At 68.9% G+C, this 15321-nt stretch carries 16 protein-coding genes; 13 read left to right on the plus strand and 3 right to left on the minus strand.

Annotated features, from left to right (window positions below):
- The first annotated feature begins 62 nt into the window (after positions 1-62).
- Complete coding sequence (locus JNB_RS00735; RefSeq protein WP_009774463.1) at positions 63-335, plus strand: hypothetical protein; 273 nt, start codon at positions 63-65, stop codon at positions 333-335.
- A gap of 81 nt (positions 336-416) precedes the next feature.
- On the opposite strand, the gene JNB_RS00740 is transcribed toward JNB_RS00735, so the two are convergent.
- Entirely contained in the window at positions 417-836 is a 420-nt protein-coding gene (locus JNB_RS00740; protein ID WP_040883415.1) for a DUF805 domain-containing protein, read from the minus strand.
- A gap of 702 nt (positions 837-1538) precedes the next feature.
- Between JNB_RS00740 and JNB_RS00745 the strand changes: the two genes are divergently transcribed.
- The 12 genes from JNB_RS00745 to JNB_RS00800 all read left to right on the plus strand — a co-directional run bounded on the left by JNB_RS00745 (position 1539) and on the right by JNB_RS00800 (position 12537).
- Positions 1539-1988, plus strand: a complete 450-nt coding sequence (locus JNB_RS00745; protein ID WP_009774465.1) for a hypothetical protein — start codon at positions 1539-1541, stop codon at positions 1986-1988.
- Between the two features lie 569 nt (positions 1989-2557).
- Positions 2558-2920, plus strand: coding sequence for an ATP/GTP-binding protein (locus JNB_RS20190; RefSeq protein WP_158306108.1), 363 nt, complete (start codon positions 2558-2560; stop codon positions 2918-2920).
- A gap of 32 nt (positions 2921-2952) precedes the next feature.
- Complete coding sequence (locus JNB_RS00755; RefSeq protein WP_148232262.1) at positions 2953-3639, plus strand: SAF domain-containing protein; 687 nt, start codon at positions 2953-2955, stop codon at positions 3637-3639.
- A 4-nt stretch (positions 3640-3643) separates the two neighbouring features.
- Positions 3644-4435, plus strand: a complete 792-nt coding sequence (locus tag JNB_RS00760; protein WP_009774468.1) for a hypothetical protein — start codon at positions 3644-3646, stop codon at positions 4433-4435.
- A 98-nt stretch (positions 4436-4533) separates the two neighbouring features.
- Positions 4534-5946, plus strand: a complete 1413-nt coding sequence (locus JNB_RS00765) for a CpaF family protein (RefSeq protein WP_009774469.1) — start codon at positions 4534-4536, stop codon at positions 5944-5946.
- Complete coding sequence (locus tag JNB_RS00770) at positions 5943-6809, plus strand: type II secretion system F family protein (RefSeq protein ID WP_009774470.1); 867 nt, start codon at positions 5943-5945, stop codon at positions 6807-6809. Before JNB_RS00765 ends, JNB_RS00770 begins: the two co-directional genes overlap by 4 nt.
- Positions 6809-7717 (plus strand): type II secretion system F family protein, encoded by a 909-nt coding sequence (locus tag JNB_RS00775; RefSeq protein WP_009774471.1) that lies wholly within the window; start codon positions 6809-6811, stop codon positions 7715-7717. The genes JNB_RS00770 and JNB_RS00775 overlap by 1 nt, the downstream gene beginning before the upstream one ends.
- Before the next feature lie 112 nt (positions 7718-7829).
- Positions 7830-8018, plus strand: coding sequence for a hypothetical protein (locus tag JNB_RS00780; protein WP_009774472.1), 189 nt, complete (start codon positions 7830-7832; stop codon positions 8016-8018).
- Positions 8019-8029: 11 nt separating this feature from the next.
- A complete protein-coding gene (locus JNB_RS00785; RefSeq protein WP_237700572.1) occupies positions 8030-8452 on the plus strand; it encodes a TadE/TadG family type IV pilus assembly protein in 423 nt (140 codons plus the stop codon).
- Entirely contained in the window at positions 8449-8871 is a 423-nt protein-coding gene (locus JNB_RS22205; protein ID WP_009774474.1) for a TadE/TadG family type IV pilus assembly protein, read from the plus strand. Before JNB_RS00785 ends, JNB_RS22205 begins: the two co-directional genes overlap by 4 nt.
- Before the next feature lies 1 nt (position 8872).
- The gene (locus JNB_RS00795; protein WP_050766553.1) at positions 8873-9313 is read left to right on the plus strand and encodes a TadE family protein; all 441 of its coding nucleotides are present in this window, start codon (positions 8873-8875) and stop codon (positions 9311-9313) included.
- Positions 9310-12537 carry a LysM peptidoglycan-binding domain-containing protein gene (locus JNB_RS00800; RefSeq protein ID WP_009774476.1) on the plus strand — a complete coding sequence of 1076 codons (3228 nt, stop codon included), beginning with the start codon at positions 9310-9312 and terminating at the stop codon, positions 12535-12537. Before JNB_RS00795 ends, JNB_RS00800 begins: the two co-directional genes overlap by 4 nt.
- 278 nt (positions 12538-12815) lie before the next feature.
- Here the strand turns inward: JNB_RS00800 and JNB_RS21210 are convergent, their stop codons facing one another.
- Both JNB_RS21210 and JNB_RS20810 read right to left on the minus strand, forming a co-directional pair.
- Positions 12816-13163 (minus strand): hypothetical protein, encoded by a 348-nt coding sequence (locus JNB_RS21210; protein WP_148232264.1) that lies wholly within the window; start codon positions 13161-13163, stop codon positions 12816-12818.
- 227 nt (positions 13164-13390) lie between these two features.
- Complete coding sequence (locus JNB_RS20810; protein ID WP_158306109.1) at positions 13391-14983, minus strand: reverse transcriptase domain-containing protein; 1593 nt, start codon at positions 14981-14983, stop codon at positions 13391-13393.
- Positions 14984-15321 lie beyond the last annotated feature (338 nt).

Raw genomic sequence — 15321 nt, forward strand, 5'->3', positions numbered from 1 at the left:
TGATGGATGGAGTGCACCTCGACCACCGCCCCGCCAGCCGGAACCCGAAACGAGGGATCCCGATGAAGCTGTACATCTGCTGGAGCACCAACGGCAGCGACCACCACGACTGCCACAAAGCGCATCAGGCGTTGACCGACGCCGGGCACAGCCCTGACGTCGTCAGGGCCAGAGGGCAGGAGCACCTGCCGAGGTTCCTGCAGTTCAAGGTGCGCCGCGAGGTGCAGGCCCTGACCGGTTCGTTCTTCGTCCCTGTGCTGGTGCTCGACGACGGCACCGCGATCAACAAACCCGACGACATCGTCGCCTGGGCGCAGTCCCACCCCGCCACGTAGCGGAGGTCTGTTGCTGAGAACAGTTTGCCGGTCGAGAGTAGAGAACACGCCGTTCGCGAATCATCGCGGACGGCGTGTTCTCTACTCTCGACCCGCGGGTACGGGCACGGGGGTTGACAGCGGTGGGCCGTAGGCGTTCCCGACGCGTTGCCCCTGCTGCGCGCACATCACCACAGCCGCGATCCAGCCCACAAGCGGGATCAGCCACATCAGGGTCCACCATCCCGACCGACCCGTGTCATGGAATCGGCGCGCACTGACGGCGAGCGACGGCACGATGGTGATGAGCGAAAAGATCACGGTCAGGGGGCCGCCCGAGACGGCAAACCCTGTGTCCGGGTTCGACATCAGGGTCGGGAACAGGGTCGAGTCGAGCGCGTCCGCGGCCACCGACACCACGGCGGAGAACAGGACGAACCACCAGAACTCGGGACGGCCAGACCGACCGGAGAACACGGCATACCGGCGAAAGACCGTGGCAACGGCGGTGGGAAAGTTCACGGCAGTCACTCTCACACACGGACAGCGAACAGGGGGCCAGACGCGCAACATGTTGCGCGTCTGGCCCCCTGTTCTTCGCTTCGATCAGATGTCACTGTGTCTTCGTTCGACATCTGATCTGCGCTCGTTCCTCGCTTCGATCAGATGTCGAAGTACATCTCGAAGTCGTGCCCCTTAGATGGACGTTGATGGCAGTGGATGGCAAACATGCTCTGACCTGCGGATACGTGTTGAGCAACGTGCGCGCCGGTGTGCGCTCGCTGAATCTGCCAAGGACTCCCCAAGGACTGCGCGAGGGCGGTGCAGCCGCTTCGGAAGCCGTCAGAAGCCGGCCCTAAGGGCCGTCTGAGCACTAGCAGGCTCGCCGCGTGTCACCGTGGCTGCCCGACTTATCCACAAGTGGCCAAACCTCTGGCGGATGCGTTCTGTCCGTGTGATCGTAGAAACCATGCTCGTGCGGTCACCGATTGTGATCGGCACGAACGTTGCGCCCGGGATCTGGGACAACTTCTGGGGAAGGTGTCCACAACGAGTGGTCGACAGGCTTTCGGTATAGACCGAAGGGGAGAGATGCGACAGAGGATCTTCGCAACCATTGCCCTGTTCGCATGCGTCGTGACCGTCGCGGGGTGTAACTCTGCCGAGATCCCACCCACCGCCACCCCGACCAGTTCCAGCCCGCGATCATCGCCCGAGACTGCGGTGAACGGCTCGACGCCCACGCCGTCCAAGTCACTGACTCCCGATGAGCAGGACCTGCGTTCGGCGGAGGAGGCGATCACCGAGTACTGGAAGGTCATCGATGACGCCGCATCGAACCCTAACCAGAACCTGAATGTCTTAGCCACCGTCGCGCGCTCTCAAGCCTTGGCCCAATGGCAAACCACACTGGCCGACTACCGCAGCAAGTCGTGGGTGCAGCACGGCTCATCGACCTTGGAAAGCGCAGTGGCGACCACCGAGGACGGCAGGGACTTCACGGTCGTCGCCTGCCGGGACGTCACTTCCGTAGACGTGACTGACAGTTCGGGCAAGTCTGTGGTGCAGCGAGATCGGCCCGTCCGGCAGCAGTTCACCTACTCCATCACCAAGGCGCCCGAGGGATTCTTCGTGACTCAAGACCTACTCAAGGGTGCGCCATGCGCCGAGTAGTCCGAGTCATGGCGCTCTTGATTGGTCTTGCCCTCGCGTGCGCGCATGTTGCCGCGGCCGCGGCACCACCTGTTACATGCCCTCCCGGACAGGTGCCCGACCCGAACACGGGCTCGTGCATCATCGTGGTCATTCCAACGCCGGACCCCGAACTACCTGGCCACCCTGGCGGTCCTGCCAATCCGGGCGGCGGTACTGCAGTTCCTGTTGTTAAGCCGGTGTGCCGTTTCGAGCTTGGGACCCCACCGAGGGAGGTTCCTTGCTCAAGCGATTCGGGGTGGTGGGTACCGTCGCGGCAGTGTTACGCGAGGGCGGTCTCGCCGCAGCCGCCCCCGTCGGATCCGGCGTGGCAGGGCCAAGCTGAGGGTGCGATCTACGAGTGCCGGCGCCCGATCCTTGGGCTTGGCGGTTTCATCGTCGTCTGGTTCTGGTCGGCCTCGCCCCCTGGGGTGGGGGCGCCACCGGACCCCCGGGATCTGGCGCAGCAGGCGGTCGCAGTGATGAACCTGAGGGCGGTGCGGATCGGCATCGTTCCCGAGCCCCGGCCCGGAATGGTAGGGCTTGTCGGGATGCCGGTGTGGATGTGGGCGCAGCAGCCGGATCCGACGACGTGGGGGCCGGTGACGCGCACGGCCAGCGCCGCTGGTTTCAGCGTCACGGCGACGGCGAAGGTCACCAAGGTCGTGTGGGCGATGGGGGACGGGGAGACGGTCGTGTGCCGCACCCCCGGCACCCCGTATCAGGACCGGTACGGGAAGAAGTCCAGCCCCGACTGCGGCCACACCTACGTCCGCCAGGGAAAGCGCCAGGTGCGGGCGACGTCGTACTGGCGGGTCGACTGGTCCGGTATGGGGCAGAGCGGGTCAATCCCGTTGTCGTTCTCGGACAGCGCGTTGGTCACCATCGGCGAGGCGCAGGTCCTCACCCAGTAACTCACCCGGCAACAGAGCAGAGGGGCTTTGGCATGAGCGTCGACACCGATCGGCCCGTGGACCGACCGAAGGGCCATAGCCACCTGCCAGCGGGGTCGAAGGATCGCCGGGTCGCGCCACCGCCGAAGCTCCGGCGCCGTCCGGTCCTGGTGGCCGCGTCCATCGCGGCGGTGTGCGTGGGTGGGCTGCTGGGGGCGTTCGCGTGGACGGCTTCGAGTGACACCCGGAGCGTGGTCGCGGTGCGTTCGGCGGTCGAGCGCGGCGCGGTTATCGGGCGCGAGGACCTCATGGCCGTGCAGGTTGGGGTCGACCCGGCCCTGACCCCGGTTCCCGCCGGACAAGTCGAGACGCTGGTGGGGCAGCGGGCGGCTGTGGACATGGCCGCCGGCACCCTGGTCACCCGGGACCAGGTCTCGGCGACGGTGCTGCCGCCTCGGGGATTCTCGGTTGTCGGGGTGGCGTTGCCGGCGTCGCTGCTTCCGGGGGAGCCGCTGGTCACGGGCGACCAGGTCAGGGTGGTCGCCACCCCCGGCGCCGGGGGCGAGGTCGTCGACGGACCGCCGGTGACGATTCCGGCGACCGTCGTCGGTCAGCACCCCGACCCCGACACGGGCGCGACCGTGGTCAGCGTCCAGGTGCCCGAGTCGCGGGCGGCGGAGCTGGCGGCACGGGCCGCCACCGGCAACGTCGCGATCGTGCTGGACTCCCGGGAGCGGTGACCTGATGGCGCTGATCACGTTGACGTCCGCATCGGGTTCGCCGGGGGTGACCACCACCGCGATCGGATTGGCGTTGTGCTGGCCGCGGCCGGTGCTGCTGGTCGAGGCCGACCCCACCGGCGGCTCCGGGATCGCCGCCGGGTACCTGCGCGGCGGCGCGGCCCCGAGCGACTCGCTAATCGACCTGGCGTTCGCGCACCGCGACAGGGAACTAGTTGAGGCGATCCCCACGGTGACCACGACCATCCCCGACACGACCGTCACCCTGATCCTAGGAACCCGCGCCCACGGGCAAGCCCGGTCCCTGACCGGGTTGTGGGAGCCGCTGGCCAGCGCCTTGCGTGGCCTAGATGCCTTGGGGCAGGACGTCATCGTCGACGCCGGCCGGCTCGGGCTGGTCGGGTCCTCGGAGCCGCTGATCCACGGCGCGGACCTGACACTGCTGGTCACCCGCTCCGACCTGGTCGCCCTGTCCGGGGCCAGGTCCTGGGCGCAGACCTTGCGATCCCAGTTCGAGGAGCAGGGCGCACCGGACGCCATCGAGCTGCTGATGGTGGGGGAGGGCAGGCCGTACAGCACCCGGGAGGTGTCCGCGGTGCTGTCCCTGCCGGTGACCGCAGCACTGGCGTGGGACGAGGCCGCCGCGGCTGTCTTCTCCCACGGAGAAAGCGCACCCCGCAGGTTCCAGGCGTCGGCGCTGCTGCGCAGCATGCGCTCCGCGACCACTGCCATCCAAAGCCGGCTCGCCGCGAACCGCGCCCAGCTCACCGCAGCCACACCGGGGGGCGGCTCATGAACGGCGATCACACACCTGGCCGCTCCGACCCGACGGCGCTGCCACTGTTCGCGTCACCACCGGCCGAACGACCCGGGAGGGTACGCGGCGGTTTCACGATGACCCCCACCACGCTCGACCGGAACGAGCCGGTCGTTGCGCCTCGGGTGTTGCCCCGTCCCTATGCGGGCGACCTGGACTGGGGTTTGGTCGCCGCGTTCCGGCAGCAGGCCTCGGACCGGCTCAGCGCCGCCCTGGGCGAGGACCGTGGGCACCTCACCGTTGCAGCGCAACGCGAACGAGGCCGCTCAATCATCGTCGAGCTGCTCGAAGGCGAGGCGGCCGAACGGATCGACGTGGGTGCCCCCTCCTGGTCGGCGGCGGAGGAGGCCGCGATGGCCGCCGCGGTCGACAACGCCCTGTTCGGGCTGGGCCGTCTCCAGCCGTTGGTCGACGACGACACGGTGGAGAACATCATCATCACCGGCCACGACCAGGTCATGCTCGAGCTTGTTAACGGGAGCATGGTCCCCGGCCCGGCGGTGGCCGACTCCGACGCCGAGCTCATCGACTTCCTCGTCTTCCTCGCCTCCCGCAGCGAGGTCAACGCCCGCCCGTTCTCCCAGGCGCAACCTCGGCTGCACCTACGCCTGGACGGCGGCGCCCGCCTCGCCGCTGCCGCGTGGGTGACCCCGCGCCCATCGGTGGTGATCCGCCGGCACCGGCTCCGCCGAGTCACCCTGGGCGACCTCGTGCAGCGCGGGGCGATGTCCGAGCTGGCAGCCTCGTTTCTGGCCGCCGCCGTCCGAGCCCGGCGCAGCATCGTCGTGGCTGGCGCGCAGGGCGCCGGCAAGACCACCCTGGTACGGGCCTTGTGTGCAGAGATCCCCAAGCATGAGGCGATCGGCACCTTCGAGACCGAGTACGAGCTGCACCTGCACGAGCTGAAGGACCAGCACCCGATCGTGTTTGCGTGGGAGGCCCGCCCCGGCTCCGGCGAACGAGGCCCGGACGGCAGGCAGGCGGGCGAGTTCACCTTGTCCGAGGCCTTGTTCGACTCGTTCCGGTTCAACCTGTCCCGGCAGATCGTCGGGGAGGTCCGCGGCCACGAGATCCTGGCGATGCTCAAGGCAATGGAGTCCGGGGCGGGGTCGATCTCCACCACGCACGCACCGTCCGCGGAAGGTGCGATCGGAAAGCTCGTCACCTGCGCGATGGAAGCCGGCCCGCACGTCACCCACGACTACGCGGTGCGCGCCATCGCGTCCGCGATCGACGTCGTGGTCCACGTCCACCTTGAGACCACCCCCATGGCGGATGGGACCCCGCAGAGGCACCGGTGGGTCGCCGAGATCATCACCGTCACCGGCGGGGAGCGGGAGAAGGGGTACGCCGTCCAACACGTGTTCCGCACCGCCCCGGGCGAGCGTGAAGCCACCCCGCACGTCCTGGATGACGCGTACCGGGACTTGGCCCGGTGGGGATTTGACCTGGACGGGTTCTACGCCACCGCTCGGGGGGCCGCGTCATGACCGCCCTCCTGCCGGCGCTGGCCGGGGCGCTGATCGTCGCCGGCGTCATCGGCGTGGCCGTCGGGCTGCGCCCGGTCCCGCCGCGGGCGACCGCGCCCTCCACACCCAGGCCGGGCGTCAGGCGAGTGACGTCGATGTCGCGGCGGACCCGGATGCTGCTCCTCGCCGGCACCGCCACGGGGCTTCTGGTCGCTGTGGCGACCGGATGGCTGGTGGCGGTCCTGGTCGTCCCGGCCGCGGCCGCCGGGCTTCCGGTGCTGCTGTCTGCGCCGCCCGCTTCGGCGAGGATCGACCGGCTCGAGGCGATGGAGGAGTGGACCCGCTCCCTGTCCGGGGTCCTGACCGCCGGCGTCGGCCTCGAGCAGGCCCTCATCGCAACCCTGCGTTCCACACCGGACCCGATCCGCCCCGAGGTGACCAGGCTGGCGTCCCGGTTGCGGGCCCGCTGGACTACCGAGGACGCGCTGCGGGCGTTCGCCGACGACCTGGACGACGCCACCGGCGACGTCGTCGCCGCCAACCTCATCCTCGGCGCCCGGCGCCGCGGCGCCGGCCTGGCCAGCGTCCTGGACGCGCTGGCCGAGTCCGTCGCGGCCGATGTGCGCGCCCGCCGTGAGATCGAGGCCGACCGGGCCAAACCGCGCGCCACCGCCCGCTGGGTCACCCTCATCACCATCAGCGTCCTGGCCTTTCTCGCCCTGACCGGCCAGTACGTCGCCCCGTTCGGCACCCCGCTCGGGCAGGTCCTGCTCGTGCTGCTGCTGTCGCTGTACGTGGCGACCCTGGTGTGGATGCGGCGCATGACCACCGGCACACCGCTGCCGCGATTCGTCGGCGCGGCTGCACGAGCGGCGGCGAGCTGATGGCAACCGGGCTGCAGGTCGCCACCATCGCCGGGGCACTGCTCGGCCTCGGCGTCGTCCTGCTCGTTTGGCATCTGGTCCCCGCGCACCCCGACCTTCGCGACGCCCTGGAGCGGCTCTCCCCAAACCACGCCCGCCGCCGCACCCAAACCGTCGGTGCCGCGACCGACTCCACCCAACGGCTCGGTCTGTGGGGCATGAAGGTCCTGCCCGCGTCGGTGTGGGGCCGCACCCCGACCAGAGAGCTGGCGATCCTGCGCAAACCGGTGTCCCGGTTCTACGGGGAGAAGATCCTGTTCGCCATGGTCGGGCTGGCCATCCCCCCACTGCTGACCGCGGTCTTCACCCTAGGCGGGGCCAACCTGCCGTTCGTCATCCCGGTCGTGGCCACGATCGGGTTCGCGGCGGCGATGTTCTTCCTGCCCGACTACAACGTCCGCGACGACGCCAAACGCGCCCGCGCCGAGTTCTCCCGCTCCCTGGGCGCCTACATCGACCTCGTCGCCCTCGAACGCAACAACGGCGCCGGCCCCCGCCAGGCGATGGAGGCCGCCGCCGCGGGCGGCGACTCATGGGTGTTCCGCCGCCTGAGCGAGGAGCTGGCCCGCACCCGTTGGTCCGGCCTGACCCCGTGGGAGGCGCTGCGTGCCCTCGGCGACGAGCTCGGCCTGCCCGAACTGGACGACCTGGCCGACATCATGCGCCTGTCCGGAGAGGAAGGCGCCCAGGTGTACGCCCAGCTGCGGGCCCGCTCCGCCGGGATGCGCACCGCCATGCTCAACACCGAGAAGGCCAAGGCCAACGAGATCGGCGAACGGATGTCCATCCCGATGAGCCTGCTCGGCGTCATCTTCCTGGCCATCCTCGTCGCCCCCGCCCTGCTGCGCGTCATGGGCGGCGCCCCGTGATGCCCCCGCCCGCTCCAGACCCGCCAGCGCTCGCCCCAGTCACCACCTCGCCAGTCAGCACCTCGCGTCCGCGCCACCCGGCCGGGAGCAGCACACCGAAAGGAACACCGTCATGCACCACCTCGCCGCAGCCCTGCACACCCTCGGCATCCGCCTGCGCCACCGAGCCTCGACTCGCCCCGAACGGGGGTCGGTGACCATGGAGCAGGTCCTGTGGGCCGTGGCCGTCATCGCCATCGTCGGGATCGTCGTGCTCGCGATCACGAGCTACGTCACCCGCGAAGCCGCCAAGATCACCTGAGCCTGATCCCCGTGACCCGTCCGCACCCCTACCACCTGCCCCCGCGCCAATGTGCGCGCCGGCCATGGTGGCGTGAGCGGGGGTCGGCGTCGATCCAGATGGTGCTGCTCATGCCAGCCCTGTTCTCGGTGATGTTCCTGGGGATGCAGGCCGCCCTGCACTACCACGCCCGCACCATCGCCATCGCCGCCGCGCAAGAAGGCGCCCGCACCGCCGGCGCGCAGGACGGCACCACCGGCGCCGGGGTCGCCGCCGCGGCTGGCTACGTCACCGACACCGGCGGCGACTCCCTCACCCACCCCACCGTCACCGGCACCCGCAGTGCCACGACGGCGTCTGTGACCGTGCGCGGGGTCGCGCTCAGCGTCATCCCCGGGTGGCAGCCGACGATCACCCAGTCCGCCACCGTGCCGGTGGAGAGGATCACCGGATGAGGCGCCGCCCCGAGACCGGGTCCGCCGCGATCGAGGCCGCGGTGGGTCTGCCCGCGTTCATGCTGCTCGTCGCCCTCGTCCTGCTCGGCGGGCGCCTGGCCATCGCCACGCAGGCCGTTCAGGCGTCCGCGTCCGAGGCCGCCCGGGTCGCCTCCATCGCCCGCACGCAGATCTCCGCCAACGGGGACGCCACCACGGCCGCCACCGCCAGCTTGGCCAACCAGAACGTGCGCTGCGTGCAGTCCACCGTCACCCTGAACACCACCGGCTTCAACGCCCCCGTCGGCGCCCCCGCGCAGGCCACCGCCACCGTGCGGTGCGTCGTGAACCTCGCCGACCTGTCCCTGCCCGGCGTGCCCGGCACCAGGACCGTGACCGCCACCGCCAGCTCACCGATCGACACCTACCGGGAGCGCTGACATGACCCACCACCCCCACCCCACGACACCAAAGCGGGAACGCGGCTCGGTGACCATCTGGCTGGCCACGTCCGGGTTCGCCATGATTGTGCTCGTCGGGCTGGCGGTCGACCTCGGCGGGCAGGTCCACGCCCAACAACGTGCCCGCACCCTTGCCGCGCAGGCCGCCCGCACCGGCGGGCAGCAGCTGCAGCCCGGGCCCGCGATCCGCGGCGAAGCGGCCAGTGCGGACCGGGCGCGCGCAGTCCAGGCGGCTCGCGCCTACCTGGCCGCTGCCGACGTGACTGGCAGCGTCGTTGTCTCCGGCGGCGACACCGTCACGGTGACCACCACCGACACCTACGCCACCACGTTCCTCGGGATCATCGGCATCAGCACCCTGACCGTCACCGGCAACGCCCAAGCCCGCATCACCCGGTCCGTGGAAGGAGCCGAACAGTGACCGCCCGCCGCCGCCTCACAGGACTTGTCGCCACCGCGACCATGCTCGCGATCGTGGCCGGGATCCCCGCCCTCCTGGTCGCCATCGGCGCCACCCCGGCCCCCACCACGGTCCCCACCTGGGACGCGGTCGTCGACGCCCTCACCCGACCCGACGACGGCACCCTCGCGGTGAAGGCTCTGAGCGTGCTCGCGTGGGGGGCATGGCTGTTCCTGACCGGCACCATCCTCCTGGAGATCAGCGCCCGCCTACGCGGGCTGAGCGCGCCCCCCCTTCCGGGTCTGGCGCTCCCACAGGCCGCCGCCCGCGGTCTGGTCGGTGCCGCTGTCCTGCTGTTCGTCGCCGGACCCACCATCACCAGCGCACCGACCGCGGCCGACGGCACCGCGCCCGTGTCGGCCACCGTGACGCACGGCAACCACGTCACTGCCGCAACTTTTCCGCTCGTCGCTCAGTCGGCGGCCGCAGCGGGAGCAGTACCGGCAACGGTGGAGCACACCGTCAGCCGAGGGGAGTCCCTGTGGTCCATCGCACAGGACCACCTCGGCGACGGGGCCCGCTACCCCGAGATCGCCGCCCTCAACACCGGCGCCCTGGCCGGTCGGCCCCCGTTCCTCCTGCCCGGCACAGTCCTCACCCTGCCCACCCCCCACGGGGCGAATGCAGCCGAAGGGGAAGAGGGGACGTACACGGTGAGAAAGGGGGACACCCTCTCCGGTATCGCCCACGAGCAGCTCGGCGAAGCCGGCCGCTACCCCGAGATCTTCGACGCCTCCCGGCACATCACCCAGCCCGGCGGGCAACACCTAAGCGACCCGGACGTCATCGACATTGGGTGGACTCTGGCCATCCCCGGGCAGCCCAGCGGTGCGGCGACCGCGCCGACCGCGAAGGCCCCCAAGCCGCCCGGGACGGGGGCGGACCCCCTCCCCCCGCCGTCTCGGGCCCCCGCAACTGGACCCACGGCACAACCCGACCCTGGCGCCGCCCGCGCCGACGTACCCCCGGCAGCATCCGTGCCACGGTCGTCGGCCGCACCCGAGTCCACGCCGAGGTCGGACCAGCGGAGCGTCCCTGCGTTGGAGACGAGCGAAACGCCTCCGCCGTGGCTGCTCGCCGGCCTTGCGGGCGGACCAGTCCTCGCCGGGTCCCTGTGGGTCCTGTTGCGGCAACGCCGCGTTGCGCAGGTGCGGCACCGCCGCCCGGGTCGCACCATCGCCACACCACCCCCGTCCCTCGCACCCGTGGAGAAGTCCGTGGCCACCGTGGGCACCGAGACCGCCCCGACCGTCGAGTTCATGGACGACGCGGTGCGCCGCCTCGCATCCGCTAGGGCCCGCGACGGTCAGCCCATGCCCCAGCTTGCCGCTGTCGAGCTCACGGCCACCGACATCACCCTCCACCTCAGCTCTGCCGCGTCGCTGCCTTCTCCGTGGAAGGACTTGGGCGACGGGCGCCGCTGGGCCCTGCCGGCGAGCACCGACCCGCAGACCCTCGGTGAGCTCGACCCGGACCAGCCCGCCCCGTACCCGCTGCTGGCCACCATCGGCACCACCGACATTGGCGACCCGTGGCTGCTCAACTGCGAGGAGCACACCCTCACCCTCACCGGCGATCCCACCTACGCCGCCGACCTCGCCCGGTACATCGCCGCCGAGGTCGCCTGCAACCCCTGGTCGGCTGGAGCCACGATCGACTGCGTCGGGATCGCCGGCGAGGTCGCCCCGCTGAACCCCGACCGGGTCCGCACCCACACCCCCAGGACCGACCCCGCCGCGGAAGTCCTCGCCGACGCCGTCAACACCATCGACCGCGCCGCAGACCACGACCACGACGCCACCACCGCCCGTGCCAACATCGCCGGCCCCGACTCTTGGTCCGCCCGAATGCTCATCATCGACCAGGCACACACCCACACCCCGTCCGTCCAGCAGCTCCTGGAACTGCTGGAATCCCATCCCGGCGCTACCGGCACCAGTGTCGTCATCAACGGAGCCCGGGCCCACACCCCAGGCCTTGTCGTCGAACTCACGGCCAGTGGTCGGGTCCGGCTGCCACACGTCAGCCTCGACCTCGTGGCCGTCGGCCTCACCACCGACGAAGCACAAGGATGCGCCGCCCTGCTCGCCGCCACCCACCATCTGGCGGACGTGCCCGTCCCTGTCGACGAGGACGCCACCGACGGATGGCGCGCCTTCACCGACCAGGCCGGGGCGCTGCGCGACGAGCACACCCTCCCGCGAGCCACCCCCGCCACCGATCTGGGTGAATCCTCCGAGTCGCTACTCGACGCAGCCGATGAGGAGTACCTGCAAGCCGCGGCCACCACCAGAGCAGATCTGGCCACGCTCGCCCCTAAGGTCACCCACGCAGTCCGCGACGCCGTGCGCGGCGCCGACCCCACCCTCGACAACGACGTCGCAGCCTGGTTCGCCGACGACTGCCCCCTGCCACGGCTCACCCTCCTCGGCCCGGTGAGAGCCCGCACCCGCGGCAAGGCCCTGGCCGAACGCAAGCCCTATATGACCGAGGTCCTGACCTACATCGCCACACGGCCCTATGGCGCCACCCCCGAGGAGGTCGCCGAGGCCATGGGCATCACCGTCAACAAGGCCCGAGAGTACGTACGCATTGTGCGTGACTGGCTCGGCACCAACCCCCGCACCGGCGCAGCTCACCTCCCCGACGCCCGGCAGTCCCCAGCTGCGAAGACCAGGGGCTTGGGCGTGTACCAGGTGCTCGATCTTCTCATCGACGCAGACCTGTTCCGACGCCTGCGCGCCCGAGGCCAGACGCGCGGCCCCGACGGCATCCACGACCTCACCACCGCCCTGCGCCTGGTCCAAGGACGACCCTTCGACCAGCTCAGGAACCCCGGCTGGGCCTGGCTGCATGAAGGCGACCGTCTCGATCACCACCTCACCACCGCCATCGTCGACGTCGCCCACACCGTCACCACCCACGCCCTGCACGCGGGCGACCTCCCGCAGGCCCGACTCGCAACCAAAACCGCCCTTCTCGCAGCACCCGAAGAAGAGATCCCCCGCCTCGACCTCGCCCGCATCAGCAAAGCCGAGGGACTGCACGCGGCAGCCGAGCACATTCTGCTCAAAAAGGTCAGCAACCGCAGCCACGACGACGGGCCACCCCCGGACCTCTCCGACCGGACCAAAGAGGTTCTCGAGTCACACGATTGGGCGCACAACAAGCGCTCCGCATCATGACCTCGCGCACCGCCGCCTGAGGCCGCGATGGCTGGCAGTGTCGCCCCAAGGTGCCTCCTTTGGCCCACTGTGGGCACCCAAATCCGCCCAGATAGGGCGCGCCCGCGACCCGCCGCCAACCGCCCACAGTGCCCTGCGCTGGCCGCGCCGCGGCCCGGCGACCACGGCGTCTGGTGGCCAGAATGGGAAGGGTCATCCGGCTTACCGATGCTCCGGTGGGCGGCTCAAGGGACTGGCGAGAAGTCGGCCCTTGGGGAATGTAATCGGGGCAGGTCCAGTCACGGCGTAGACGGTGAGGTGGCGGCATCAATCTCTAGGATGAGATCCCGGCAAGCCTTGGCCGCTGCCAATAGGTCGCGCTCCTCAAGGACAATCTGGTCGTTTGTCACGGCAATTCCAGTGCGATTGATTTTTGTCATGGTGGACGATCGGCCCTTCTGCTGCCGTCGAGTAAGAGTCCCCAGACCATGTGCGACTGCATTCCTGGCTTCAGCTAAGCCCTCTAGCTGCAGCCAATTGGGCGAGATCGTGTGCCACTTTTTGAAGGCGTCCTTCTGCGCCTCCCAAGTCCTGGTCACGTCGATCGCTACTTGTTCCCAAACTTTGCCCCGCACGGGGTCAGCCATAGGGTCGACGGCACGTTCGGTGTGGTCAATCAAGCGATCCGCGCAGTATGCCTCCGTGATAGAAAGCAGTCGCAGTAGCGTTGCCTGACGCTGGACCTGCCGGGGATCCGGCCCCCCAACAGCGAGACGGCGGCTGACCCGAATTGCAGGTCGGTAGCTGGCTAGCGCCTTTTGATGCATCCCGAGGGTCTGAAACAAGAGGCGTGTCGCGTCCTCAGCCCGCGCGCTTAGGACTGCTGGAACCACGATCGTGCCACCTCAATCACCATCTGGTCCAAGCGATCTTCCCTATTGGCCTCGGCCTGTGACTCGTCCATCAGTGCGAGGCCCCACAACATGAGTGGCCGCCACGATGGACCAACTCGATCTAGCGCGCCGACGACCACGAGCTCCTCGGACAGCCCCAGCCTGCCAAGGGCAGCAGCCGCTGTGGCTGCGAGCGCGGGAGCGCCTTCCCGAACGCTCTCGACGAGCCAGGCATAGTGCTCATGCTGGGTTGTAGATCGTCGGATGCTGCCTGCCGCGTCGACGAGCCACATCTTCTGCCAAGTGCTGAAGTTCTCTTCGCGCGAGAGGGCGTCCAGTTGTACGCGGATGGCTGTACGTGCCGCCTTCCCCGTGGCCCCCAGGGCCACGAGGTACTTGGCCGCCTGGGGCGTTAATGCAGGCTCAAATCGCAGAACCGCCGACATGTACTCAAGAGGCTGGGTATTTCCAGCCGTGCCCAAGATTGGCAGAGATCGGCTGAGGAGCGATTCCGTTATTGCCGCGTCTTGGCTGGATTGAACTTCGTCGGATTCATCCTCTTCGAGCCACAACTCCCAAGCGCGAGTTGCAGCACGCACTTGCGCCTCGTCGACGGCATCATCTGTCCGATCCTTGGTATGCGACTCTTGGATCGCGTCGGTGTCTGCTACTCCCTCGATCTCGGAGCCGGACAAACCCAGTGGAGGTTCGACGCTCTCGTCCTCGTCGCTGTAGTCGCTTTCAAAAAAGAGGCGCAAGCCATCGAGTTCCGTGTCCTCGTCAAACAGTCGCCCTTCGGCATCCGAGAATGCCGTGAGCGAGGCTCGGTAGTTGCGCTTCCCATAGGTGTACGTCTTGCTCTCGTTGAGAACCAGGCCCAAGGTCCGCACTTCCGCGGCGCAAGCTTCGAGTGCGTTGCGGGCTGCTCCGAGCGAAGCCGTAGCAATTCGGAAGTCGTCCGAAAACGTGTAGACGTCATAGCCTGCCCGTCGCAGTCGGCGAGTGGCTGGGGCTATATAGGTGTCACCAAGAATATCGCTTGCTTTGTGTACCTGCGGAAGTCCAACTCGTCGCCCCATTATACGCTCAAGAAGGACCATTAAAGCCTCTATTGCTAGAGCCTCTCCTGTCTGCGCGAGTAGTTCATCGTGGAGCAACTCGTGGTCGAGGAATTCGTAATATGCCGAGACGTCGGTTTTGCTTATATAGCGCGCATTTGGAGAAGCTAGGGGGGACTCACGGAAGGTGGCAATGGGTGGCCTGTTGACAAGCTCCTGGGGAAGGGATTCTGCAATGAGTGTGACCAAGGCGCGATAGAGCACTCGATCCTCGAGCGATATCTCGCTAATGGGGCGCATGCCCTTTCGGTTCTTGTCGACGAAGACAATTGAGGCGGGGGGTCCCGGCCTTTCGCGCCGGTAGCGACCCTTCAGCCAGCCGGCGATTGCCGGGCCGCGGTCGACCAGGGCCAAGCGATCCCATCGTCTCGGCATCAACCGGTTCGTTGTAGAGAGCTCAGCAGCCGCCGCCGCATCGAGATCCAAGCGTTGCAGCAGAGCGTTCGCGAGCACCATGCCACGGGATCTTGCCATTCAAAAGGCCCAAATTGCCTCGGCTCAAGAATCTTGGCTGCGATTTGGCCGCCGAGCTGCGGCGCGGGACCGGGTCTTGCCGAAGAGCTGGCCCATTCGCAAGCGGGCTCAGGCGCCGCGCGGCTGGTCGCGTCCATGCCCAGACATCCCATCCAGCTCCGACGCCGATCGACAGCTGGCCGCCAGCCTCGAGGGATACAAGGCTTCGCGTCTGCGGCGCCGGCTGATGGGCCGCTCACGCGTCATACAACCGGGGGTGTGGCCGTAGCTGCGTCACACCGCCGCCTTAGCACCTCCGAAACCGGCCAAGTGAGGGTCGG

This window comes from Janibacter sp. HTCC2649, assembly GCF_000152705.1.
In the GTDB taxonomy this organism is placed as follows: Bacteria; Actinomycetota; Actinomycetes; order Actinomycetales; family Dermatophilaceae; genus Knoellia.

Excerpts from the sequence above, each read along its gene's own strand:
- JNB_RS20810 (WP_158306109.1), bottom strand. The coding sequence starts at position 14,983 with ATGGTGCTCGCGAACGCTCTGCTGCAACGCTTGGATCTCGATGCGGCG.
- JNB_RS00795 (WP_050766553.1), top strand. The coding sequence starts at position 8,873 with ATGACCCACCACCCCCACCCCACGACACCAAAGCGGGAACGCGGCTCG.
- JNB_RS00760 (WP_009774468.1), top strand. The coding sequence starts at position 3,644 with ATGGCGCTGATCACGTTGACGTCCGCATCGGGTTCGCCGGGGGTGACC.
- JNB_RS20190 (WP_158306108.1), top strand. The coding sequence starts at position 2,558 with ATGCCGGTGTGGATGTGGGCGCAGCAGCCGGATCCGACGACGTGGGGG.
- JNB_RS00775 (WP_009774471.1), top strand. The coding sequence starts at position 6,809 with ATGGCAACCGGGCTGCAGGTCGCCACCATCGCCGGGGCACTGCTCGGC.
- JNB_RS00765 (WP_009774469.1), top strand. The coding sequence starts at position 4,534 with ATGACCCCCACCACGCTCGACCGGAACGAGCCGGTCGTTGCGCCTCGG.
- JNB_RS00770 (WP_009774470.1), top strand. The coding sequence starts at position 5,943 with ATGACCGCCCTCCTGCCGGCGCTGGCCGGGGCGCTGATCGTCGCCGGC.
- JNB_RS00735 (WP_009774463.1), top strand. The coding sequence starts at position 63 with ATGAAGCTGTACATCTGCTGGAGCACCAACGGCAGCGACCACCACGAC.
- JNB_RS00780 (WP_009774472.1), top strand. The coding sequence starts at position 7,830 with ATGCACCACCTCGCCGCAGCCCTGCACACCCTCGGCATCCGCCTGCGC.
- JNB_RS00755 (WP_148232262.1), top strand. The coding sequence starts at position 2,953 with ATGAGCGTCGACACCGATCGGCCCGTGGACCGACCGAAGGGCCATAGC.
- JNB_RS22205 (WP_009774474.1), top strand. The coding sequence starts at position 8,449 with ATGAGGCGCCGCCCCGAGACCGGGTCCGCCGCGATCGAGGCCGCGGTG.
- JNB_RS21210 (WP_148232264.1), bottom strand. The coding sequence starts at position 13,163 with ATGGCTGACCCCGTGCGGGGCAAAGTTTGGGAACAAGTAGCGATCGAC.